Here is a 19,101-nt window from a genome sequence, read left to right on the forward strand (position 1 = left end):
CCCGCCGACAGATCCCCGCACACCCCCACCGACAGGTTCTCGGGTACGAAACCCAGGCACGGAGACGCATACGAATACCGCGAGCGGTACAGCGCGCGCCCCGGCAAGTCCCAGCCCACACAGGCCCGGCCGACAGATCCCCGCGCACTCCACCGACAGGTTCTCGGGTGCGAGATCCGGGCACGGTCGAATACCGCAAGCGGTACAGCGCGCGCCCCGACAAGTCCCAGCCCACACACGCCCGGCCGACAGATCCCCGCGCACTCCACCGACAGGTTCTCGGGTGCGAGATCCGGGCACGGTCGAATACCGCAAGCGGTACAGCGCGCGCCCCGACAAGTCCCAGCCCACACACGCCCAGCCGACAGATCCCCGCGCACTCCACCGACAGGTTCTCGGGTACGAAACCCAGGCACGGAGACGCATTCGAATACGGCGAGCGGTGCAGCGGCGGTCGGCGCGCTGGTACGCACTTTCCGTAGGCCCGGAGCCGGGGTGGGCATGGCCCGGGGGCGGGCGGGTTCGGGTATGGAACGTAGGGTGCACGCGTGAGTGACTGGCCGGCTCGGTGCGCACGGTGGGTGCGGTTCGCACCGGCCGGGTACAGCGGGGTGTTGTCGCTGCTCATTGCCGGTCCGCTGCTCGGGCCGGGCTATCTGTTGCTGCGGGATGCGGTGAGTACGCCGCGCTCCTATGCGACGGATTCGGCGCTGGGGCTCGGTGCCGCGGCCCCGCGCGCGGTGCCGCAGGACGCGCTGCTCGCGGCGTTGTCAGCGGTCATCGACGGCGGACTGATCGTCAAAGCGATCCTGGTCGTCGCGCTGTGGGCGGCGGGATATGGCGCGGCGGTGCTGGCCCGCGAATTGCTCCGGGTATCGACCGGACCGCAACTGGTCGCGGTCACCGTCGCCCTGTGGAATCCGTATGTGGCCGAACGTCTGCTGCAAGGCCACTGGAGTCTGCTGACCGGCTACGCCGCACTGCCGTGGACCGTGCTGGCCGCCTACCGAATTCGCCAACGCAGCGCGCCGAATGCCGCGCCCAGCAACAAGGCACTCAACAAACCCGACGCGGACAGGCCCACCTCACCGCATCCCACCCCCGGCAACAAGGCACTCAACCAGCCCAACGCGGACAGGCCCACCTCACCGCATCCCACCCCCAGCAACAAGGCACTCAACAAACCCGACGCGGACAGGCCGATCGCGCCGACCGACACCGACCGCGCTGACCCAACAGCTATCGCGACCCCTCGCAATCGCACTCCCGCGCCAGCTGCGGTCGGTCGCCGCGCGCGATTCCACCGTGCGAACAGGAAGGACACGACGCGGAGTACGGCGTCCGCATGTGCCGCACTGGCCGCATGCTTCGCCGCCGCAGGACTCACTCCGACCGGCGCACTGCTCGCGGGCTGCACCGCTGTCGTGCTGATCGGACGTCGAAACCTCCTCGGAACATTCGCCCTCCTGCTGGCCGCATCCGCGCCGTGGCTGACCGCGACGGCGCTGTCCGGCGCCGGCTCCGAACCCTCCGACCCGGCCGGAATCGCCGCCTTCGCCGCTCGCGCCGAACCCGCCCTCGGCACCCTCGGCAGCCTGGCCGGACTCGGCGGCATCTGGAACGCCGACTCGGTCCCGACCTCCCGCACCACCCCGCTGGCCATGATCGGCACCGCCCTACTCCTGATCCTCGTGGCAACCGGCATCCGCGCCATCTGGACCAAGAAGACGTCCACGACCGGCACTATCCCTCCCCGCTCTCCAGCCGCCACCCCCACTGCCCCGGATACCGAATCAGCCACCGCCACAACTTATTCGACACCCGCCCAACCCAAGCCGAATACCGCAACGAGCGACAACACCCGAACCCAACCCACATCTCCCACCGATATCGAACCCGGCACCACAGTCCCGACCGGCCGCGCCACCCATGTCGAATCCGAAGCAGCCACAGCCCATTCGACAAAACTCGGGGCCGAGACCACCGCGACCGATCGCGCGAACATCCGAATTCGCCGCGTTCTACTGATACTCGCGGCCGCCGCAGTCCTACTACCAGCCTCGGGCGCGACATCGTGGGGGATGAGCGTCCTGGAATGGCTCGTTACCAACGTGCCCGGCACCGGGCTGCTGCGTGACACACAGAAGTACGTAGCACTGGCAATGCCCGCCTACGCGCTGTGCGCCGCGGCCGGGTGCCGGACTGTTGCCATGTGGTTCACCCCAAACGCGTCGAACGAACCGCCCGCCCGGAACTCACGAACAACCGCAATGTCGCTGACCGCAGCGCTGTTCATCGCACTGCTCATACTGCCGCTGTTCGATCTCGCCTGGGGGGTGGGCAATCAACTGCGCCCTGTGCACTACCCGGTGAGCTGGCAGCGAGTAGCCGACCGGATCGATGGTCCCGGCGACATCGCGGTGCTGCCCGGGGGCATGTTCCGGAAATTTCCGTACAGCGGCAGAGCACCGGTATTGGATCCGGCACCGCGAATGCTGCCTCGTGACGTGCTGCAGACCGGCGAACTCCCGGTGCACGGCCGAACGGTCGCCGGCGAAGGCGCCAAAGCCCGGGAAGTGGAATCCATACTGCTGCACGGGGGTTCGGCACAGCAACTTACGGACCTCGGTGTCGGCTGGGTCCTGGTCGAGCACACCACTCCCGGACCGCTCGGCGAGTCGAAAACAACTCTCACCCAATTGACGACGGTCTACACCGATTCCGAACTCGCACTGTATCGAGTCCCCGGCACCACCGACCGGCCCGCCGAATCGCACACCCAGCGGGTAGTCGCCTATGCCGCCCACCTCATCTGGGCCGCACTGCTCGTCGGCGGACTGCTACTGACCGCCCTACTGCGGCCACCCTCCTGAAAACCGCTGGCACGCATCTATCCCGGATTGCGACTCTCTGTATCCGCCAATGGCACAGCGGAATTCCGCCGCCTGGCCGAACACGCCGCCACCCAGCCCACCGAACGGGAGCAACGAGCGATCACACTGCGCACGAGGGCACCCTCACCATCACCGAGATCGCGTGCCGAGGCCGATTCGCCGATATTCCGGACGGCGCTTGGTCGCTGGCACCCTCATCGAACTCGCGGGCCGAACCCAATCCGTCATCCACGACAGCCCGACCGCTGCCACGCTCATCGAACTCGCGGGCCGAACCCAATCCGTCATCCACGACAGCCCGACCGCTGGCACCCTCATCGAACTCGCAATCCGAACCCAATCCGTCATCACGACGGCCCCACCACCGCGATCGTGGACCGCTGCTGATCAGAGTCCGGGCGGCGTGAGGCCCGAGGTGTACTCGCCTCGGGCCGCGGCCGCGAGCACCTCGTAAACACCGTTTCCCGTTTGCTCCCAGGAGAATTCACGCGCGCGAGCCCGCGCCTTCTCGCCCATCACGGCACGCGCCTCGGTGTCGTCGAGCAGTTCCCCGACCGAGTCGCCGAGCTGGCCGACATCGTCGACGAGCACCCCGGTCACACCGTCGACAATGGAATCGGTGAGTCCGCGCGAACTGCGGTAGCCGATGGTCGGCACGCCGTGCTGGGCCGCCTCGATCACCGCGAGACCCCAACCCTCCTTACGCGAGGGCAGCACATGCACCCAGGCGCGGGCCAGCAGTTCATGCTTACGCCGCTCATCGACGTGGCCGTGGAAGGTGACCGCATCGGCGATGCCGAGGTCGCGGGCATCGGCCTTCAAATTGTCCGCCCACCAGCCGTCGCCGATCACATCCAGCCGCAGGCCGGGGATCCGCTGCCGGAGTCGGGCCACCACATTCAGCGCGTCTTCGATCTGCTTGTGCGGCACCAGCCGGGACAGCACCACAATGCGCGGATCATCGGCGCGGGTCTCCGCGCAGCCGGTCGGCGCGTCGGCAGGAACCGGTTCCGCGCCATTGCGGACAACCGCGATCCGTGACCCGTCCACGCCGAGCGTCGCCAGTTCCTCGGCCGAGGGCAGCGAAACCGTCAGGTACTGGTTGTGCCGATGCACGCGGGGCGAGAGCCGCGATTCGATCCACCAGCCGATGCGCCCGACGAAACGTCCGGCGACGGGCCACTGCTCCCGATGTCCGTGATGCACCAGCACCACCGATGGGGCATCGGCCGCGACGCCAGCGAAGAAGGGGATCCCGTTCTGGGTGTCGATCACCGCATCCGGGCGCAGCCCGCGCAGCGGCCCGATACCGAGTCGGCCCAGGGTGATCGCGATCAGCGCGCGCGGATAGACCGAGAATCGACCGCCCGCCCGGCTGATCTCGATGCCGTCGATGCGCTCCCGTTTCGGCGCACCCGGATAGTGGGCGGTGCGCAGGGTGACCTTGACCCCGCGCGCGGCGAGTTGGGCCCCGACCTGCTCCAGGTACCGTTCGCTGCCGCCGCCCTGCGGGTGCCCGGTGTCACGCCAGCACAGCAGGAGGACTTCGCGCACGGTGGAGCTTCTCTCGGTCGACAGGTCCCAGCCGGGACGATGGATATCGCCGTACACCCTAACCCGTGCACCCGTCCAGCCAGCTCTCACCGCATCGACCCGCCGTACGATGCGCAATTCCCACCCCGGGCAGGCGGGACGGCAGCGGCTCATCAGCTCTGTGCGAGACTCTGCGCCGTGCCGAGAGCTGAAACCGAGCCAGCCGAGGCCGTGGCGGCGCATGCCCCACGGCGCACCAGGCCGTCCCTGTCCCGGTTCGCGCGGCGGGCGACATTGCGCCGGTCGCTGCGGCTGCTCGGCAGTTTCCGGTTCGAACAGACCGATCCGGCAGTCTTCTACGGTGGCATTGCCGCCGACAGTGCCGCGATGATCGGCGATTTCTATGCCGATATCACCGGAAAGGGGCTCGACGGCGCGACGATCCTCGATGTGGGTGGCGGCCCCGGCTACTTCGCCGACGAATTCGTCAAGACCGGTGCGCGCTACATCCCGGTCGAACCCGATCCTTCGGAGATGCATGCCGCCGGTCTGTCGGTGCCCGGCGCGGTGCGCGGCTCGGGCATGGCTCTGCCGTTTCGCGACAACGCCGTGGATATCTGCTTCTCCTCGAATGTCGCCGAACATGTGCCGCAGCCATGGGTCATGGCCGATGAGATGGTGCGCGTGACCCGCCCCGGCGGTTTGATCGTGTTGTCGTACACGGTGTGGCACGGCCCGTTCGGCGGTCACGAAACCGGTCCGTGGCACTACCTCGGCGGGGAGTTCGCCGCGCGCCGCTACCGCCGCAAGACCGGCCGGGAACCGAAGAACCGCTTCGGCAAGTCGCTGTTCGCGGTCGGTGCCGCCGATGGATTGCGTTGGGCGGCAAGCACTTCCGCCGATGTGCGCACCGTATTCCCGCGCTACCATCCGCACTGGGCCTGGTGGGTGGTTCACGTACCGATACTGCGAGAGTTACTGGTGAGCAATCTGGTGGTAGTGGCAACCAAGTAGGGTGCGACTACTTTTCCAGCCAGCCCCGTCGCCAGCTCCTGCGCCCGCACGTGTTGGCCGTTGCGGCCCAAGGTGATTCCTGAATCGCCAGGCCGACCGTCTCCAGGGTGGTTAGTCCGACTTGATCGGCCAGCAGACCGACGACCGCCACCGCCTCGGCGGCTTGCATCGCTGCTGTTGCCTGCTCGATGGTCAGCGTCCGGCCCGGCAGGAAGGAGACCACCCACCCGCCCGCGCCAACACTTTTAGCCTGATGCTCGGTCTGGTCACTGGTCATCAGCGACCGGCCGATTACTTGCACCGCCATGACTCGGACTCCCCAATTGCGTAATGAATCGAGCGAGCTGAACTGTTGCTACAGCATGACCGTTGCAGCAACAGAACGCAATAGTGCGTTCTCTGGAAAGCGAACCGACAGGTTGGAATTTGCCCTGTTCAGAAAGCTGTTCGAACAGAAAACTGAAACAGGTTACAGACAATCGGGCCGCAAAACTGTAACGTGTTCTCATGCACTACGACAGCTTGTTCATCGGCGGCCGCTGGACCGCGCCAGCCTCCACCGAGCGCCTCCAGGTCATCTCACCCGCGACGGTCGAGACGGTGGGCAGCGTCCCGGTGGTGGGCCGCGCCGACGTCGACGCGGCCGTCGCCGCCGCCAGGCACGCCTTCGACAACGGTCCGTGGCCGTCCACCCCGCCCGAAGAGCGTGCCCAGGTCCTGTCGCGTGCCGCGCGTCTGATCGAGGAGCGTTCGGCCGATCTGCTCGCCACGCTCACCGCGGAGATGGGCGCACCGCAGATGATCGCCATGACGCTCAACCAGATTCCGGCGGTCGCCGCGCTCGACTCGTATGCCGGACTGGCAAAGTCCTTCCCCTGGAACGAAACCCGCACCGGCATGTTCGGCACCTCGCGGGTCTCGCGGGAGCCGCGCGGTGTCGTCGCGGCCATTACCGCCTGGAATGTGCCGCTTTTCCTCGCGGCCAATAAGCTCGCGCCCGCCTTGCTCGCCGGGTGCACGATCGTGCTCAAGCCCGCGCCGCTGACCCCGTTGACCGCCAATAAGATCGCCGACATCTTCACCGACGCGGGTCTGCCCGAGGGTGTGCTGTCGATCCTGCCCGCCGAAGCCGACGCCGCCGAATACCTCGTCTCCCATCCGGGCGTCGACAAGATCACCTTCACCGGCAGCACCGCGGTCGGTCGCAAGATCGGCGCGATCGCGACCGGTCAGCTCAAGAGCGTGTCACTCGAACTCGGCGGCAAGTCCGCGGCAATCCTGTTGCCCGATATGGATATCGCCGCCAACATTCCGGTGCTCGCCTTCTCCGGCCTGATGAACAGCGGCCAGGGCTGTGTCGCGCAGACCCGCATCCTCGCGCCGCGCAGCCGCTACGACGAAATCCTGGACGCGCTGGTCGAACACGTGAAGACGCTGAAGACCGGCGATCCCACCGACCCGGCGACCACCTTCGGCCCACTGATCTCCGAACGTCAGCGCGATCGCGTCGAGGGCTATATCGCCAAGGGTAAGGAGGAGGGCGCGCGGCTGGTACTCGGCGGCGGCCGTCCGGCGGATGTGGATCGCGGCTGGTTCGTCGAGCCGACGATTTTCGCCGATGTCGACAATAAGTCGACGATCGCACAGGAAGAGATCTTCGGCCCGGTCCTCTCGGTCATCCCCTACGAGACCGAGGACGAGGCGGTGGCCATCGCGAACGACTCCGTCTACGGCCTGGCCGGTTCGGTGTGGACCACCGATATCGAGCACGGTGCGGAAATCGCGGCGCGGGTGCGTACCGGCACCTATGCGATCAACTGGTACGCGTTCGATCCCGGCTCCCCCTTCGGCGGGTACAAGACCTCCGGCCTCGGCCGGGAGAACGGGCCGGAGGGTCTGGACGCATTCTGCGAACAGAAGTCCCTGCTGATGCCGCTGGGGTGGACCGGGTAATTACTGGTCCGGCATAACCACCCGGAGAACGGGCTGGCGACCGCTACCCGGTGCGCTGTGGATGCCCCGCGCACCGGGCGCGTCGACGATTTCGACGCGCCAGCCGGGCGGCAGGACCGCCTGCAATCGCCCGGCAGCGCGCCGCAGCGGCGTGCTCGCCGTCGCCAGCTCGATTCCGGCTACCTGGGGCATCGCGAACGGGCCGATATCCAAATCGGTCATAGCTCCAACCACCTCTCGCGCGTCGATCTCATCGTTGGCCGCGACGATGCGGGTTCACGAGTCGAAAAGGGAAGTAGTTCAGTCGATCTCTAGTCAAACAGTTAACGTTCAGCAATCGAACTGGTCGGTTATGAGACGGAGTACTCGCAAAGCATAGGCCACTGCCGGGTACACATCGCATACTCGGCACTGACCCCGAAAACATTGTTCGGGCAAATCAACGGTAGCGCACCCCGCCGCCCCGGGTCCGGCGATCTGGAACACTGCCAGCTCGCAGCCCGGCGAATTGCTCTCTCACCGTCGAAATCGACCCGACTAGCGGCGCAAGGACCGACGATATCCGGCGGGCGTCGTGCCGGTGGCCGCGCGCAGATGCACCCGCAACGCCGTGACGCTGCCGAACCCGGACTGCGCGGCAACGACTTCGACGGGCAATTCGGTGGTCTCCAGCAATTCCCGAGCGCGCACCGTGCGCTGCGCCTCGAGCCAGCGCCGCGGCGTGCTGCCGACCTCGGCCTTGAAGCGGCGAATGAAGGTGCGCTCACTCATCAACGCATACCCGGCGAGCGCCGAAACATCCTGCGCCTGTGCCGGATTCGCCGCCGCCCAGGCCATGGTGGCGGCGAGCGCGCCGGGGAAGTCATTGGCGCCCAAGGCATCCGGGATGTATTGGGCTTGGCCGCCCTCGCGGTGCGGCGGCGTCACATTCCAGCGGGCCAGTTCCGCCGCCGCGCCCGCGCCGAGTTCGCGGCGCACGATGTGCAGGCACAGATCCATCCCCGCGGACAGACCGGCCGAGGTGAGCACGTCACCGTCGTCCACATACAGCGCGCCGGGGTCGAGCTCGACCGCCGGGAACAGCTCGGCGAATTCATCGCAATACGCCCAGTGGGTGGTGGCGGGGCGTCCGTCGAGCAGTCCGGCCCGCGCCAAGATGAATGCGCCGGTGCAGATGCTGACCATTGTCGCGCCCCGTGCCGCGGCGGCCCGCAGCGCATCCAGCACCTCCGCGGGCAGCGGCCAGGTGGGCACTGCGATCCCCGGCACCACCACGATGTCGGCGCTCTCGAGCGCCTCGAGTCCGTCGTCCACCTCGAGCCCGAAACCGTTCGGCGTCCACACCGGCCCCGGCCGCACCCCGCAGGTCCGCATCTCGAACCCGACCGGCTCACCGGTCTTGCCCGGACCGTGCCGAAACGCCTGCACCGCACACGCCAGGTCGTAGGTCATTACCCCGTCCAGCGCCAGCGCGACTACCTGCTTCACGTCCTCAGTCTGGCATGAATCCGAGTATTGCTGCTATTCCCGCCATACGCTGCCTGCATGGTCACAGTCATTTTCGGAGCCAGGGGCAATGTCGGCCGCCACGTCGCGGCGGGGCTGATTTCGCAGGGCGAGCAGGTCCGTCTGACGAGCAGGGAACCCGCCATCGGGGAATTCCCGCCGGACGCGGAGGTCGTCGCGGCCGATCTCGACCACCCGGAGACGTTGTCCGCCGCACTCGACGGCGCCGAGCGGGTATTCCTCTACGCCAAACCCGACAGCATCGACGGTTTCGTCGCGGCGGCCGAATCCGCCGGAGTGCGGCATGTGGTGTTCCTGTCGTCCGGGGCCGTCCTGCGGGCCGATGCCGCGGACAACCCGATTGCCCGGATGCACGCCGTCATCGAGTCCGCCATCGAAAGGTCCGGTCTGGACTGGACATTCATCCGGCCGGGCATGTTCGCCACCAACGCACTGTGGTGGTGGCAGCGGTCCATTCGCGACGAAGGCATCGTCCGGATGCCCTATGCCGACGCCCGCACGGCACCCATCCACGAGCAGGATCTGGCCGCACTCGCGGTGACCGCATTGACCGAACCGGGGCACGAAGGCCACGCCTACCCGGTATGGGGACCGGAGGCGCTGACCCTGCGCGAGCAGGTCCAGCACATCGGGGCGGCCATCGGCCGCGAGATCACCCTCGAGGTGATTCCCGTCGAACAGGCGCGTGCCGAACTCGGCAGGACCATGCCGTCGATCGGCGTCGATGCCATCCTGGCCGGATGGGAGGCCGGGCGCACCGCGGCACCGCAGGTCTCGACCATCATCGAGGAGGTCACCGGTCGCCCCGCGCATACCTTCGCGCAGTGGGCGCGAGACCACGCGGCCGACTTCCGCTGAACAGTCATCTCGGGCACTACGTCCTGCAAAAGCCCGGTACGACTCGGCAACGTTCGGGCTGGCAGCCCATCCGGGGAATCGGAGGTACCAGGTAAGGTACGCATCTGCCCGTCGGATTGGCGGAAATCCGAGCATTACTGGCATATCTGCCACTCGTCGCCGATCGACCAGGGCGCTTCACTGAACAGCGAGCAGCGTTCGAGAGAAGGAGAACGACGTGGGTGCGCCTGCTGGCATCGATTGGGAATGGGCGACGCGGACCGGAGGGACGCTGTCCGGCACACAGCACCGGCAACTGGCGATCGAGGTCGCGCGCACGCTGCCGAAACTGGGTGGCGCGCAGCTCAAACGGGTGCTCGGAAGACATGGCACCGGGCGTCTGGAGTTCGCGGGACTGCGGGTGCCCGATTCGAAACTCGCCAAGGCGGCGGAAACCGAAGCCCGCGAATCGCTGTCGATCCATATGCTCGAGCATTCGTATCGCACCTATTTCTTCGGCCGGGTACTCGCCGAACTCGACGGTGTTCGCTACGACGACGAACTGGTCTATGTCGCCTGCCTGCTGCATGACCTACAGCTCGAAAGCCCCACCCCGGGAAGGTGTTTCGCGGTGGCCGGTGGCGAACGAGCGGCGGCGTTCGCGGTGCGCGAGGGCGCGGAACCGGAACGCGCACAGGCGATCGGGGCCGCGATCGCCGCGCACATCACCCCTGGCGTCGCCGATGATCTGAGCGATCCCGGCGGATTCGTATCGGCGGGCGCATCGGTGGATGTGATCGGGGCGCGCTATCCGGAACTGGACCCGGACTGGGTCGCGCAACTGTTGCAGCGGCATCCGCGCCACGATGTCAAGCGGCATCTGGTCGTCGCGTTCAAGGCCGAGGCCGCGGCGGTGCCGAAGGGCCGTGCCGCCCTGCTGAACAGTGTCGGATTTCTGCAACTCGTCCGGATGGCTCCGTACTCCGAATAACCTGCTGAATAAACGAATTCGCCCGCACCGTTTCAGAAAATGGTGCGGGCGAATAAGTTTCAGGGCACGATCAGCCCAGGCGCTCCTTCAGGGCCTCGAACTCGTCGCGCACTCCGGAGGGCAGCTTGTCGCCGACGAACTCGAACCACTCCTCGATGAGCGGGATCTCCTTGCGCCACTCGTCGGCGTCGACGGCCAGCGCCTCGTCGACATCGGCGGGGTCGACCTGCAGACCCTCGAGGTCGAGCTGCGCGGCGGTGGGCACATGGCCGATCGCGGTCGGCTCGGCCTGCGCCGAACCCTCGATCCGGCCGATGACCCACTCCAGCACGCGGGAGTTCTCGCCGAATCCGGGCCACAGGAAGCGACCGTCGCCACCGCGACGGAACCAGTTGACGTAGAAGATCTTGGGCAGCTTGTTCGCATCCGCGTTCTTGCCGACGTTGATCCAGTGGTTCAGGTAGTCACCGACGTGGTAGCCCATGAACGGCAGCATGGCCATCGGGTCGCGACGCACGGTGCCGACCTTGCCCTCGGCCGCGGCGGTCTGCTCGGACGACAGGGTGGCGCCCATGAAAACGCCGTGCTGCCAGTCGAAGGACTCGGTCACCAGCGGAACCGTGGTCTTGCGGCGGCCGCCGAACAGGATCGCCGAAATCGGCACGCCCTGCGGGTCGTCCCATTCGGGGGCCAGGATCGGGCACTGCGACATCGGCGTGCAGTAGCGCGAGTTCGGGTGCGCGGCAAGCGTTTCGGTCTCCCGCGGGAACCAGTCGTTGCCCTTCCAGTCGATCAGGTGGTCGTGCTCGCCCTCCAGGCCCTCCCACCAGATATCGCCGTCATCGGTGAGCGCGACATTGGTGTAGACGGTGTTGCCCGCCTCGACGGTCGCCATGGCGTTCGGGTTGGAGCTGCGGTTGGTACCGGGCGCGACGCCGAAGAACCCGAACTCCGGGTTCACCGCGTACAGGCGGCCGTCCTTGCCGAAACGCATCCAGGCGATGTCATCGCCGAGGGTCTCCGCGCGCCAGCCGGGAACCGTCGGCTGGATCATCGCGAGGTTGGTCTTACCGCAGGCGCTCGGGAAGGCCGCCGCGATGTAGTACGCCTTGTTCTCCGGGGAGATCAGCTTGAGGATCAGCATGTGCTCGGCCAGCCAGCCCTCGTCATGGGCCATGGCCGAGGCGATGCGCAGCGAGTAGCACTTCTTGCCGAGCAGGGCGTTGCCGCCGTAGCCGGAGCCGTAGCTCCAGATCTCGCGGTCCTCGGGGAAGTGGGTGATGTACTTGGTGTCGTTGCACGGCCACGGCACATCGGCCTGGCCGTCGGCCAGCGGCGCGCCCACGGAGTGCAGCGCCTTGACGAACGGCTTATCGGTGCCGAGCTTCTCCAGCGCGGCGGTGCCCATCCGGGTCATCACGCGCATCGATACCACGACGTATTCGGAGTCGGTGATCTCCACACCCAGTTTGGGGTCCTCGGCACCGAGCGGGCCCATGCAGAACGGAACCACGTACATGGTGCGGCCCTTCATCGAGCCGCGGTACAGCTCGGTCATGGTGGCGCGCATCTCGGTGGGGTCGACCCAGTTGTTGGTGGGGCCCGCGTCGGCCTCGGTCTTGGAACAGATGTAGGTGCGGGATTCGACACGCGCCACATCGGAGGGATCGGACAGGGCGAGGTAGGAGTTCGGCTTCTTCTCCTCGTTGAGCTTCTTGAAGGTGCCCGCCGCGACGAGCTGGGTGGTCAGCCGATCCCACTCCTCATCGGAACCGTCCGCCCAGACCACTCGCTCTGGCTGAGTGAGTTCTGCGACTTCCTGTACCCAGGCGAGTAGTTCGCTGTGCTCGGTCGGCTGCTTGCCGTCGGAATCGCGAAGACCAGGAATGGTCGCTGAGGTCATGAAAACTCTCCTGAGATGGGCGGTTCACGGTGTCGCCGCCTGGGCTGACCATTGCGAGCGACCTGCGAGCAGTCGCTGCAGTATGGCCCATGACCAGCGCGAACACACCGAGCGCCACCGTTGGCGGGAAGGCACCCGCTACGACCAGTCGAAAGCGCGCCATGGCTGGACCGCGTACAAGGACGAAGCGGACGCCCAGGTTCCTGCTTTAGAGGTTAACGCGATGTGACGACCAGTACGGAATCGGGTTCCCCCAGGAGTACCCACTAATTACCTAATCAAAAGATGTTCGATACCGATCGAGGATGGCGATGTCGCGTTCGCAGGCCGCAAGCTGTCCGGGTTGCTCCGCCGCGGCCCGGCGCAGTTTGGCCTCCAATTCGGCCACCTGACGGTCGATTTCGACGATTCGCTCGGTGCTCGCGCGCATTACCCGATCAGATAGCGCGGTCTCCGATTCCACCAGCGCGGTGGCCACGCGCTGCTCCAACTGGGCCTTCACGTTCACCAATGCGTCGGATACCCATTGACGCAGATGGGCACGGTCGGCCACCTGACCACGGGCACGCACCACCCAGGCCGCCGCACCGGCTCCGAGCAGCAGCGTCACCGGAACGGTCGCGAAATCCAGTGCCTGCACCAGCGAGAACGGGGCGACGAGTAGGCGTCCGATGCCGACTCCGGCGGACGCGCCGAGCGCGATCATGAGGTGATCTTCGACACCCCGGTGCCTCGGTTCCGGGTCCGGGCCGACGCGGGGTGCCGGATCGCGCCAGCGCGGTGGCATGCCTCGGTCTTGTTCCGGTGCCGCGCCGAGCCGAGCGGAGAGTTCCGAGAGCCGCTTGTCGATGGTTCCGTCCAGGGCGGTGGTCAGCTCGTTGACGGCCTGCTGCAGCCGTTCCGGATAGTCGCCGAATTCGGCGCGGCGCAGCCGATCGAGTTCGCCGCGGGCGGCGGTGTGCAGTGCCCGCACCCTGGCCCCGACGTCGGTCATCAGATCGACCCGAGCCAGGTGGAGCTGGCTGCGCAAGGCGGACATGGCCGTGGCCCGGCCGCCGTCGCGCCCGGCGAGCAGGACCGCGCGCTCCTCGCGCCACTGGATCGGCGCCGCACCCGCGCGCAGCACAGCGACCTGTTCGGCGACCCGCCTGCGGGTATCGGCCAGCACCCGCGCGGTGACGGCGGTGACGCGGTCATCGGATTCGGCGCCCGCCGTCGCGGCGGCCAGTTCGGCGTGCAGTGCGCCGAGTCCGGAGCGGTCGAGCAGACTCGCGTCCCCCGCCGCGCGGCCTGCCACCGCGAGCCGCGCCGAAACCGGCACGACCTCCAGATCGTCGATGCCCTGCGCGGTGAGCAGCTCGAGGTTGTGCGCGTGCACCGCACGCCAGTCCTGATAGGCGTGGATGCCGTTCATGGCGAGCAGGATCCGGGTGCCGTCGGTCCGCAGGCGATCCACCAGGTGCAGCGTGTCCGCGCCGAGGGCGCTACCGGCGTCCAACAGGATGAGCGCGACCGCCGATGGCGCGGTGCCCGACGGCGAGGTGGTTTCCACCGCGGCACTGGCATCGGGCACCGGATCCGACAGTGCGATCCGCGGCTCGAAGCGCGCCAACTCCGTGCGCAACAAGCTGGTATTCGCGTCATCGGGCCCGATCAAGGTCACCGCCGACGCCACCCCCGTCCCCCGCACCGCCCGCAACAGCGCCGTCCCCTGCGGATTCCACCGCGCGACGACCGCCTCGACCTCCGGTGTCAGCGTCGAATCTTTCGCATCCGGCGGTGTCGCTGCCGCGGGCGCACCGACCGGCGCACCCGCGTCCGGTTGTTCAGAGTCCGGCACTGCTCATCCGTTCCCATAGACGGACGTAACCGTTGTGGACGCGCAGGGCGGCGCGGCGGGCGGCGGGTGACATATCGCTGGAGACCACGGCACGCCAGCGGGCGGCACGGGCCAGGGCTTCGTCGGCATCGGCCGGTGACGGCGTGCGATATCCGGCGGCGAGATGGGCGACCTCCGGATAGGCCAGGCCCGCGCAGAGACCGAGCCAGCGGGCGTCATCGCCGAAGAGGTAGTCCTCCAGCACGTCCCGGGTGTTCGCGCCCTCGACCGGGACGGCGCGTGCGGCCAGCCGGGTCAGTTCGTCGAGCAGTTCGCCGCCGCGCAGCGCGCAGACCTGGTCGTAGCGGCGGTGCAGCAGGCGGTGCAGCGGATCGATACCGCTGGCCGCGTGCATGACCTGCAGCAACGCATGCGGGCCGAGATCGGGGTCCTGGCGCAGCGCGGCCAGCGCACAGGTGATGCCGTAGAGGTCCCAGCGCTGCAGCAGCTCTTCGCGTTCGGCGACATCGGGACCGGCCGAGGCCGTGACGAACAGATCGGGCGAGAGCGTCAGCGCGGGATCCGCGGTCTCGGCGAGGCGGCGCAGCGTGACCATATCGGCCTCGCTCAGCGCACCGGCCCTGGTGCGCACGGCCAGGGAGGCGACCACCGGCAGTGTGACGGTCCCTAAGCCGCCGCTGTACTGCTCGGCGGCGGCCACCGCATCACCCCAGCGGGATCCGATCGCATCGGCCTTGTTCAATACCGCAACCGTGCGCTCCGGCGGCAGTTCCGCGAGTATCCGCCGGTCCGCGGGCTGCGGCGCGCCGGACAGGACGTAGACAATGATGTCGGCGTCGAGTTCGGGATCGGCTACCCCCGGCTCATCCACCGGCGCGGTCTCCACCGCCGACATCAGCGCCAGCGCGTGCAGCACGGTGGTTCGGCCGGTGTGCGCGCGGCCCGTCACCTGAATGCGCGGCGGCCGCCGCCATCTCGCGATGGCGGCCCCCACTTGGCCCACGATCCGTGGATCCGCACCCGAGCGCAGCGTGGCGAGCAGTTGGTCGAGTTGGTCGAGTTCCCGCGCGGATCCGCCCGGTCGGATCCGGGGCCCGTCGGATTCGGTGGCTATCGGCAAAGCTGCACACCCCCTTTTCGGTGCGCAATTCTTGCAGACTCAGGGCCGATGTATCGCGCGGACGCAGCGACTGCTCGCCGGCCGCTCGACACGGTCGGCACGCCGCGACGACCGCATCGCCGATCCCGGGAAAGGATCAGCTGCCGCTGAAGTATTTATTCGCGGTGCGCACCGCCCAATTGGGCGCGTATTTGGCGGCAGTCGCCAGTACCTTTGCCTGCGTGCCGATTTCGTAGTGCACGCGCGGCAGCCGACCGCGCTTGCGGGTCGCGTCCCAGATTCCGTTCGCGACATCCGTGGCGGTCAGGCGCACGCCGAGCGATTTGGTCGAGGCCGTCTCCACCCCGTCCACCATGGCGGTGGACACGAACAGCGGCCACACCGCGATCACCCGGATATCGTGCTGCTCCCATTCGAGATCCAATGCCTCCGTCAGGCTCTTGACCGCCGATTTGGTCGCGCCGTAGCTGGCCAGTTCGGGCTGACCGTAGATCGCCGAGGCCGAGCACAGATTCACCACCTGCGCACCCGGCGTATCGCGCAGATAGGCGAACGCCGCGTGGGTGCCGGCGATCACCCCGCCGAGATTGACATCGACAATCGCCTGGTGGGTGGCGAGGTCGATCGATTCGAACGGACCCGCGCGCAGGATGCCCGCGTTATTGATGAGGATGTCCAGCCGCTGCTCGTCGGCATGGAACTCGGCGAGACGTTCGGTCCAGTGCGTGTCGTTCGTCACATCCAGCACCCCGGTCCGCACGCTGCCGTCGGTGGCGTGGATATCGGCGGCGAGCCTGGTCAGACCCACCTCATCGATGTCGTAGGCGCCGACGTGGTACCCCTGTGCAGCGAAAAGTAGGGCCGTGGCCCGGCCGATACCCGCCGCCGCACCGGTAATGAACACAGTCGGTCTGCTCATGCGCGCAGTCTAGTGCGCTGGCAAGCCCCCTACCTCGGGGTTCCCACAGATACCCGCGGTCACTTAATCTGACGTGACGGTCAGCACCATAGTCGCTGCGCAGCTTCACATTTCGAAGATGCGGTGGAAGCGGCAGGTGCGAGGCGGTAGCTTGCCCCGGGGAGCGCCGCATCGTATACAAGCCGACCGGGCGGGACGCGTTCCGCCGCGCCGGGTCTCGATGAGGAGGTTGCCGTGGCCATCGATGCCATCGGTGCTGGCGAGCCGGATGCGTCCGGTGCTCGTAAACCACTGCTCCCCAGTGCCGATCCGTTCCTGCGGCCGCCGAAGGGCTTCGCGTCCCATCCGCCCGGCACCATCCTGCGCAGCCGCCGCGTCGAACTCGCGCTGTTCGGCCTTGTGCCGCAGCAGGTCTCGGCATGGCAGCTGCTCTACCGCAGCTGCGATCTGCACGGCGCGCCGGAAGCGGCGATCACCACGGTGCTGTTGCCGCTGGACGCCGAGCCGGACGAGGACCGCCCGCTGCTGGCCTTCCAGACCGCAATGGACGCGGTCGCCGAGCGATGTTCGCCCTCGTACGCATTGCGCCGCGGTTCCCATGCGCTCGGCTCGGTCACCCAACTCGAATGGATGCTGGTGGCCAATGCCCTGCGCCGGGGTTGGGCGGTGAGCATCGCCGATCACGAGGGTCCGCACGGTAACTTCGGCGCGCCACGCGAGCCCGGCTACCGCGGACTCGACGGGATCCGCGCGGCACTGCGCTTCGCGCCGCTCGGTCTGCGGCCCGACACCCGGGTCGCGGTGTGGGGTTATTCCGGTGGCGGCATGGCCAGTTCCTGGCTGGTCGAGATGGCGCCGACCTACGCACCGGAGATCGATATCGTCGGCGCCGTGCTCGGTGCGCCGGTCGGCGATCCCGGACAGGTCTTCACCAGGCTGAACGGCGGGCACTACGCCGGACTGCCCGCGATCGTGGTCGCCGCGCTGCGCCGGTTGTATCCGGCGCTGGCCGCGGTATTCGACAGCGACTGCGATGCCGAGGGGCATCGACTGATCGAACGCGCCGAACGGGCGACACCGTTCTCGGCGATACTCGGCCTCATCAATAGAGATGTCGGCCACCATCTGACCCGACCGCTCGACGAGGTGCTCGCCGCACCCGATCTGCAGGCCATGCTCGCCGACCTGCGGCTCGGCCACTCCACCCCGACCTGTCCGCTGCTGATAGTGCAGCCGGTACACGACCAGATCATTCATATGGACGGCGTCGACGGCCAGGTCGAGCGGTATCGGCGCGGCGGTGCGCAGGTCACCTATGTGCGTGATCGGCTCAGCGAACACTTCTCACTGCTCCCGCTGGCCACCCCGATCAGTCTGGACTGGCTCAGCGATCGGCTGGCCGGGCAGCCGGTGCACGAGGAGAGCGACAGCACGGTGTGGTCGGTCGCGGCCTCACCCGCCGGGGTGCGCGGGCTGGTGGAGATGCTCGGGACCGCGCTCAAAGTGGTACTGGGCAAACCGCTGCGTCAGGAGACCGCGCCGACGAGGCGAATCCGCCGCGTACGCGCCGCCTGAGCGGGCGAGTGGGCCAGCCGCGAACAGTCGGCTGGCCCGTGCGTGCAGGTCGCCAACGGCGCCTTTCGAGCGACCGGCAGGCAATCGCCAGCGGCCGCTTGCCGCCCTGATCATCCGATGCTGGACAATGGACCGCGTGAACGACGCCGCGAACCACACTGCCGAGTCAGTTCCCGGACCGCCGTCCACAGCTTCGGCTCCGGCGGACCGTGGATCCCGAAAGGGCTCGGGCTCCCGCCTGTACCCCCGAGTAACGAGCTTCCGCTCGCGCCGGGGCGCGCTGACCGCGACCCAGCAGCAATCCTGGGATCGCACCTGGCCGCGCATCGGCCGCGATGTGGCCGATGAACCTCTGGATGCCACGGCCTGGTTCGGCCGCGAGGCCCCGCTGGTCATCGAGATCGGTTGCGGCACAGGCACCGCCACCGCCGCGATGGCACAGGCCGAACCCCATTTGAACCTGATCGGCATCGAGGTCTATCAGCCCGGCCTCGCCCAGCTGGTGCAGCGCATCGAGCGCGAGCACATCGACAACATCCGCCTGCTGCGCGGTGATGCCGTCGACGTGCTGGAAAACATGATTGCTGAACAGTCGCTCACCGGTGTGCGGGTCTTCTTTCCCGACCCGTGGCCGAAGGCCAGGCACCACAAGCGCCGGCTGCTGCAGCCATCGACGGTGGCACTGATCGCGAATCGCCTTCGGCCGGGCGGCGTACTGCACGTCGCGACCGACCACGCCGATTACGCGGAGTTCATCGCCGAGGTAGGCGCGGCGGAACCACAGCTCATCGGCCTGAACGAGACCACGGGCGGACACAGCGCGGAGCATCGTGACAGCGCGCCGATCGGCTTCGAAAGGCCGGTCACCAAATTCGAAGGCAAGGCACATCGCGCAGGAAGCGCCATCAACGAGTTCATATGGGGGAAGATCGGATGATGAGCGAGCGCAGCGAGCGAGTGATTAGCTCTGCCGTCATCACGGCCATGTCGGAGCC

At 67.6% G+C, this 19,101-nt stretch carries 15 protein-coding genes; 7 read left to right on the forward strand and 8 right to left on the reverse strand.

Annotated features, from left to right (window positions below; all coding sequences use genetic code 11):
* Window positions 1-548 precede the first annotated feature (548 nt).
* Window positions 549-2,873: a hypothetical protein gene (locus ACQP0C_RS40080; RefSeq protein ID WP_433728851.1), complete on the forward strand. Its 2,325-nt coding sequence runs from the start codon at window positions 549-551 to the stop codon at window positions 2,871-2,873.
* Between the two features lie 408 nt (window positions 2,874-3,281).
* Here ACQP0C_RS40080 and ACQP0C_RS40085 read toward each other — a convergent pair whose 3' ends face one another.
* Entirely contained in the window at window positions 3,282-4,448 is a 1,167-nt protein-coding gene (locus ACQP0C_RS40085) for a glycosyltransferase family 4 protein (protein ID WP_433728853.1), read from the reverse strand.
* A 210-nt stretch (window positions 4,449-4,658) separates the two neighbouring features.
* Here ACQP0C_RS40085 and ACQP0C_RS40090 point away from each other — a divergent pair, with 210 nt between their 5' ends.
* The gene (locus ACQP0C_RS40090) at window positions 4,659-5,441 is read left to right on the forward strand and encodes a class I SAM-dependent methyltransferase (protein WP_433734794.1); all 783 of its coding nucleotides are present in this window, start codon (window positions 4,659-4,661) and stop codon (window positions 5,439-5,441) included.
* Window positions 5,442-5,448: 7 nt separating this feature from the next.
* On the opposite strand, the gene ACQP0C_RS40095 is transcribed toward ACQP0C_RS40090, so the two are convergent.
* Window positions 5,449-5,748, reverse strand: coding sequence for a hypothetical protein (locus tag ACQP0C_RS40095; RefSeq protein ID WP_433728855.1), 300 nt, complete (start codon window positions 5,746-5,748; stop codon window positions 5,449-5,451).
* Window positions 5,749-5,948: 200 nt separating this feature from the next.
* Here ACQP0C_RS40095 and ACQP0C_RS40100 point away from each other — a divergent pair, with 200 nt between their 5' ends.
* Window positions 5,949-7,394 carry an aldehyde dehydrogenase gene (locus tag ACQP0C_RS40100; RefSeq protein WP_355183131.1) on the forward strand — a complete coding sequence of 482 codons (1,446 nt, stop codon included), beginning with the start codon at window positions 5,949-5,951 and terminating at the stop codon, window positions 7,392-7,394.
* Here the strand turns inward: ACQP0C_RS40100 and ACQP0C_RS40105 are convergent, their stop codons facing one another.
* Entirely contained in the window at window positions 7,395-7,616 is a 222-nt protein-coding gene (locus tag ACQP0C_RS40105) for a hypothetical protein (RefSeq protein ID WP_433728857.1), read from the reverse strand.
* Window positions 7,617-7,931: 315 nt separating this feature from the next.
* Window positions 7,932-8,882 (reverse strand): GlxA family transcriptional regulator, encoded by a 951-nt coding sequence (locus ACQP0C_RS40110; RefSeq protein ID WP_433728859.1) that lies wholly within the window; start codon window positions 8,880-8,882, stop codon window positions 7,932-7,934.
* A gap of 57 nt (window positions 8,883-8,939) precedes the next feature.
* Between ACQP0C_RS40110 and ACQP0C_RS40115 the strand changes: the two genes are divergently transcribed.
* Window positions 8,940-9,779 carry an NAD(P)H-binding protein gene (locus tag ACQP0C_RS40115; protein WP_433728861.1) on the forward strand — a complete coding sequence of 280 codons (840 nt, stop codon included), beginning with the start codon at window positions 8,940-8,942 and terminating at the stop codon, window positions 9,777-9,779.
* Between the two features lie 217 nt (window positions 9,780-9,996).
* Window positions 9,997-10,749, forward strand: coding sequence for an HD domain-containing protein (locus ACQP0C_RS40120; RefSeq protein WP_433728863.1), 753 nt, complete (start codon window positions 9,997-9,999; stop codon window positions 10,747-10,749).
* Window positions 10,750-10,819: 70 nt separating this feature from the next.
* Here ACQP0C_RS40120 and ACQP0C_RS40125 read toward each other — a convergent pair whose 3' ends face one another.
* The 4 genes from ACQP0C_RS40125 to ACQP0C_RS40140 form a co-directional block, all read right to left on the reverse strand.
* Window positions 10,820-12,652, reverse strand: coding sequence for a phosphoenolpyruvate carboxykinase (GTP) (locus tag ACQP0C_RS40125; protein WP_433728865.1), 1,833 nt, complete (start codon window positions 12,650-12,652; stop codon window positions 10,820-10,822).
* Window positions 12,653-12,926: 274 nt separating this feature from the next.
* On the reverse strand, window positions 12,927-14,492 hold the full coding sequence (locus tag ACQP0C_RS40130) for a hypothetical protein (RefSeq protein WP_433728867.1): 1,566 nt from the start codon (window positions 14,490-14,492) through the stop codon (window positions 12,927-12,929).
* On the reverse strand, window positions 14,479-15,612 hold the full coding sequence (locus ACQP0C_RS40135) for a hypothetical protein (RefSeq protein WP_433728869.1): 1,134 nt from the start codon (window positions 15,610-15,612) through the stop codon (window positions 14,479-14,481). Before ACQP0C_RS40135 ends, ACQP0C_RS40130 begins: the two co-directional genes overlap by 14 nt.
* Window positions 15,613-15,748: 136 nt before the next feature.
* Complete coding sequence (locus tag ACQP0C_RS40140; protein WP_433681460.1) at window positions 15,749-16,531, reverse strand: SDR family oxidoreductase; 783 nt, start codon at window positions 16,529-16,531, stop codon at window positions 15,749-15,751.
* 234 nt (window positions 16,532-16,765) lie between these two features.
* On the opposite strand from ACQP0C_RS40140, the gene ACQP0C_RS40145 reads away from it, so the two are divergent.
* Both ACQP0C_RS40145 and trmB read left to right on the forward strand, forming a co-directional pair.
* A complete protein-coding gene (locus tag ACQP0C_RS40145) occupies window positions 16,766-18,106 on the forward strand; it encodes a lipase family protein (RefSeq protein WP_433728871.1) in 1,341 nt (446 codons plus the stop codon).
* Window positions 18,107-18,233: 127 nt separating this feature from the next.
* Window positions 18,234-19,043 carry a tRNA (guanosine(46)-N7)-methyltransferase TrmB gene (gene trmB, locus ACQP0C_RS40150; RefSeq protein ID WP_433728873.1) on the forward strand — a complete coding sequence of 270 codons (810 nt, stop codon included), beginning with the start codon at window positions 18,234-18,236 and terminating at the stop codon, window positions 19,041-19,043.
* Window positions 19,044-19,101 lie beyond the last annotated feature (58 nt).

Origin of the sequence: Nocardia sp. CA-129566 (assembly GCF_050956075.1) — a bacterium.
GTDB lineage: Bacteria > Actinomycetota > Actinomycetes > Mycobacteriales > Mycobacteriaceae > Nocardia.

What these genes read in the sequence shown, in the direction of transcription:
- ACQP0C_RS40095 (WP_433728855.1), bottom strand. Translation starts at nt 5,748, where the DNA reads ATGGCGGTGCAAGTAATCGGCCGGTCGCTGATGACCAGTGACCAGACC.
- ACQP0C_RS40100 (WP_355183131.1), top strand. Translation starts at nt 5,949, where the DNA reads ATGCACTACGACAGCTTGTTCATCGGCGGCCGCTGGACCGCGCCAGCC.
- ACQP0C_RS40105 (WP_433728857.1), bottom strand. Translation starts at nt 7,616, where the DNA reads ATGACCGATTTGGATATCGGCCCGTTCGCGATGCCCCAGGTAGCCGGA.
- ACQP0C_RS40115 (WP_433728861.1), top strand. Translation starts at nt 8,940, where the DNA reads ATGGTCACAGTCATTTTCGGAGCCAGGGGCAATGTCGGCCGCCACGTC.
- ACQP0C_RS40125 (WP_433728865.1), bottom strand. Translation starts at nt 12,652, where the DNA reads ATGACCTCAGCGACCATTCCTGGTCTTCGCGATTCCGACGGCAAGCAG.
- ACQP0C_RS40140 (WP_433681460.1), bottom strand. Translation starts at nt 16,531, where the DNA reads ATGAGCAGACCGACTGTGTTCATTACCGGTGCGGCGGCGGGTATCGGC.
- trmB (WP_433728873.1), top strand. Translation starts at nt 18,234, where the DNA reads ATGGACCGCGTGAACGACGCCGCGAACCACACTGCCGAGTCAGTTCCC.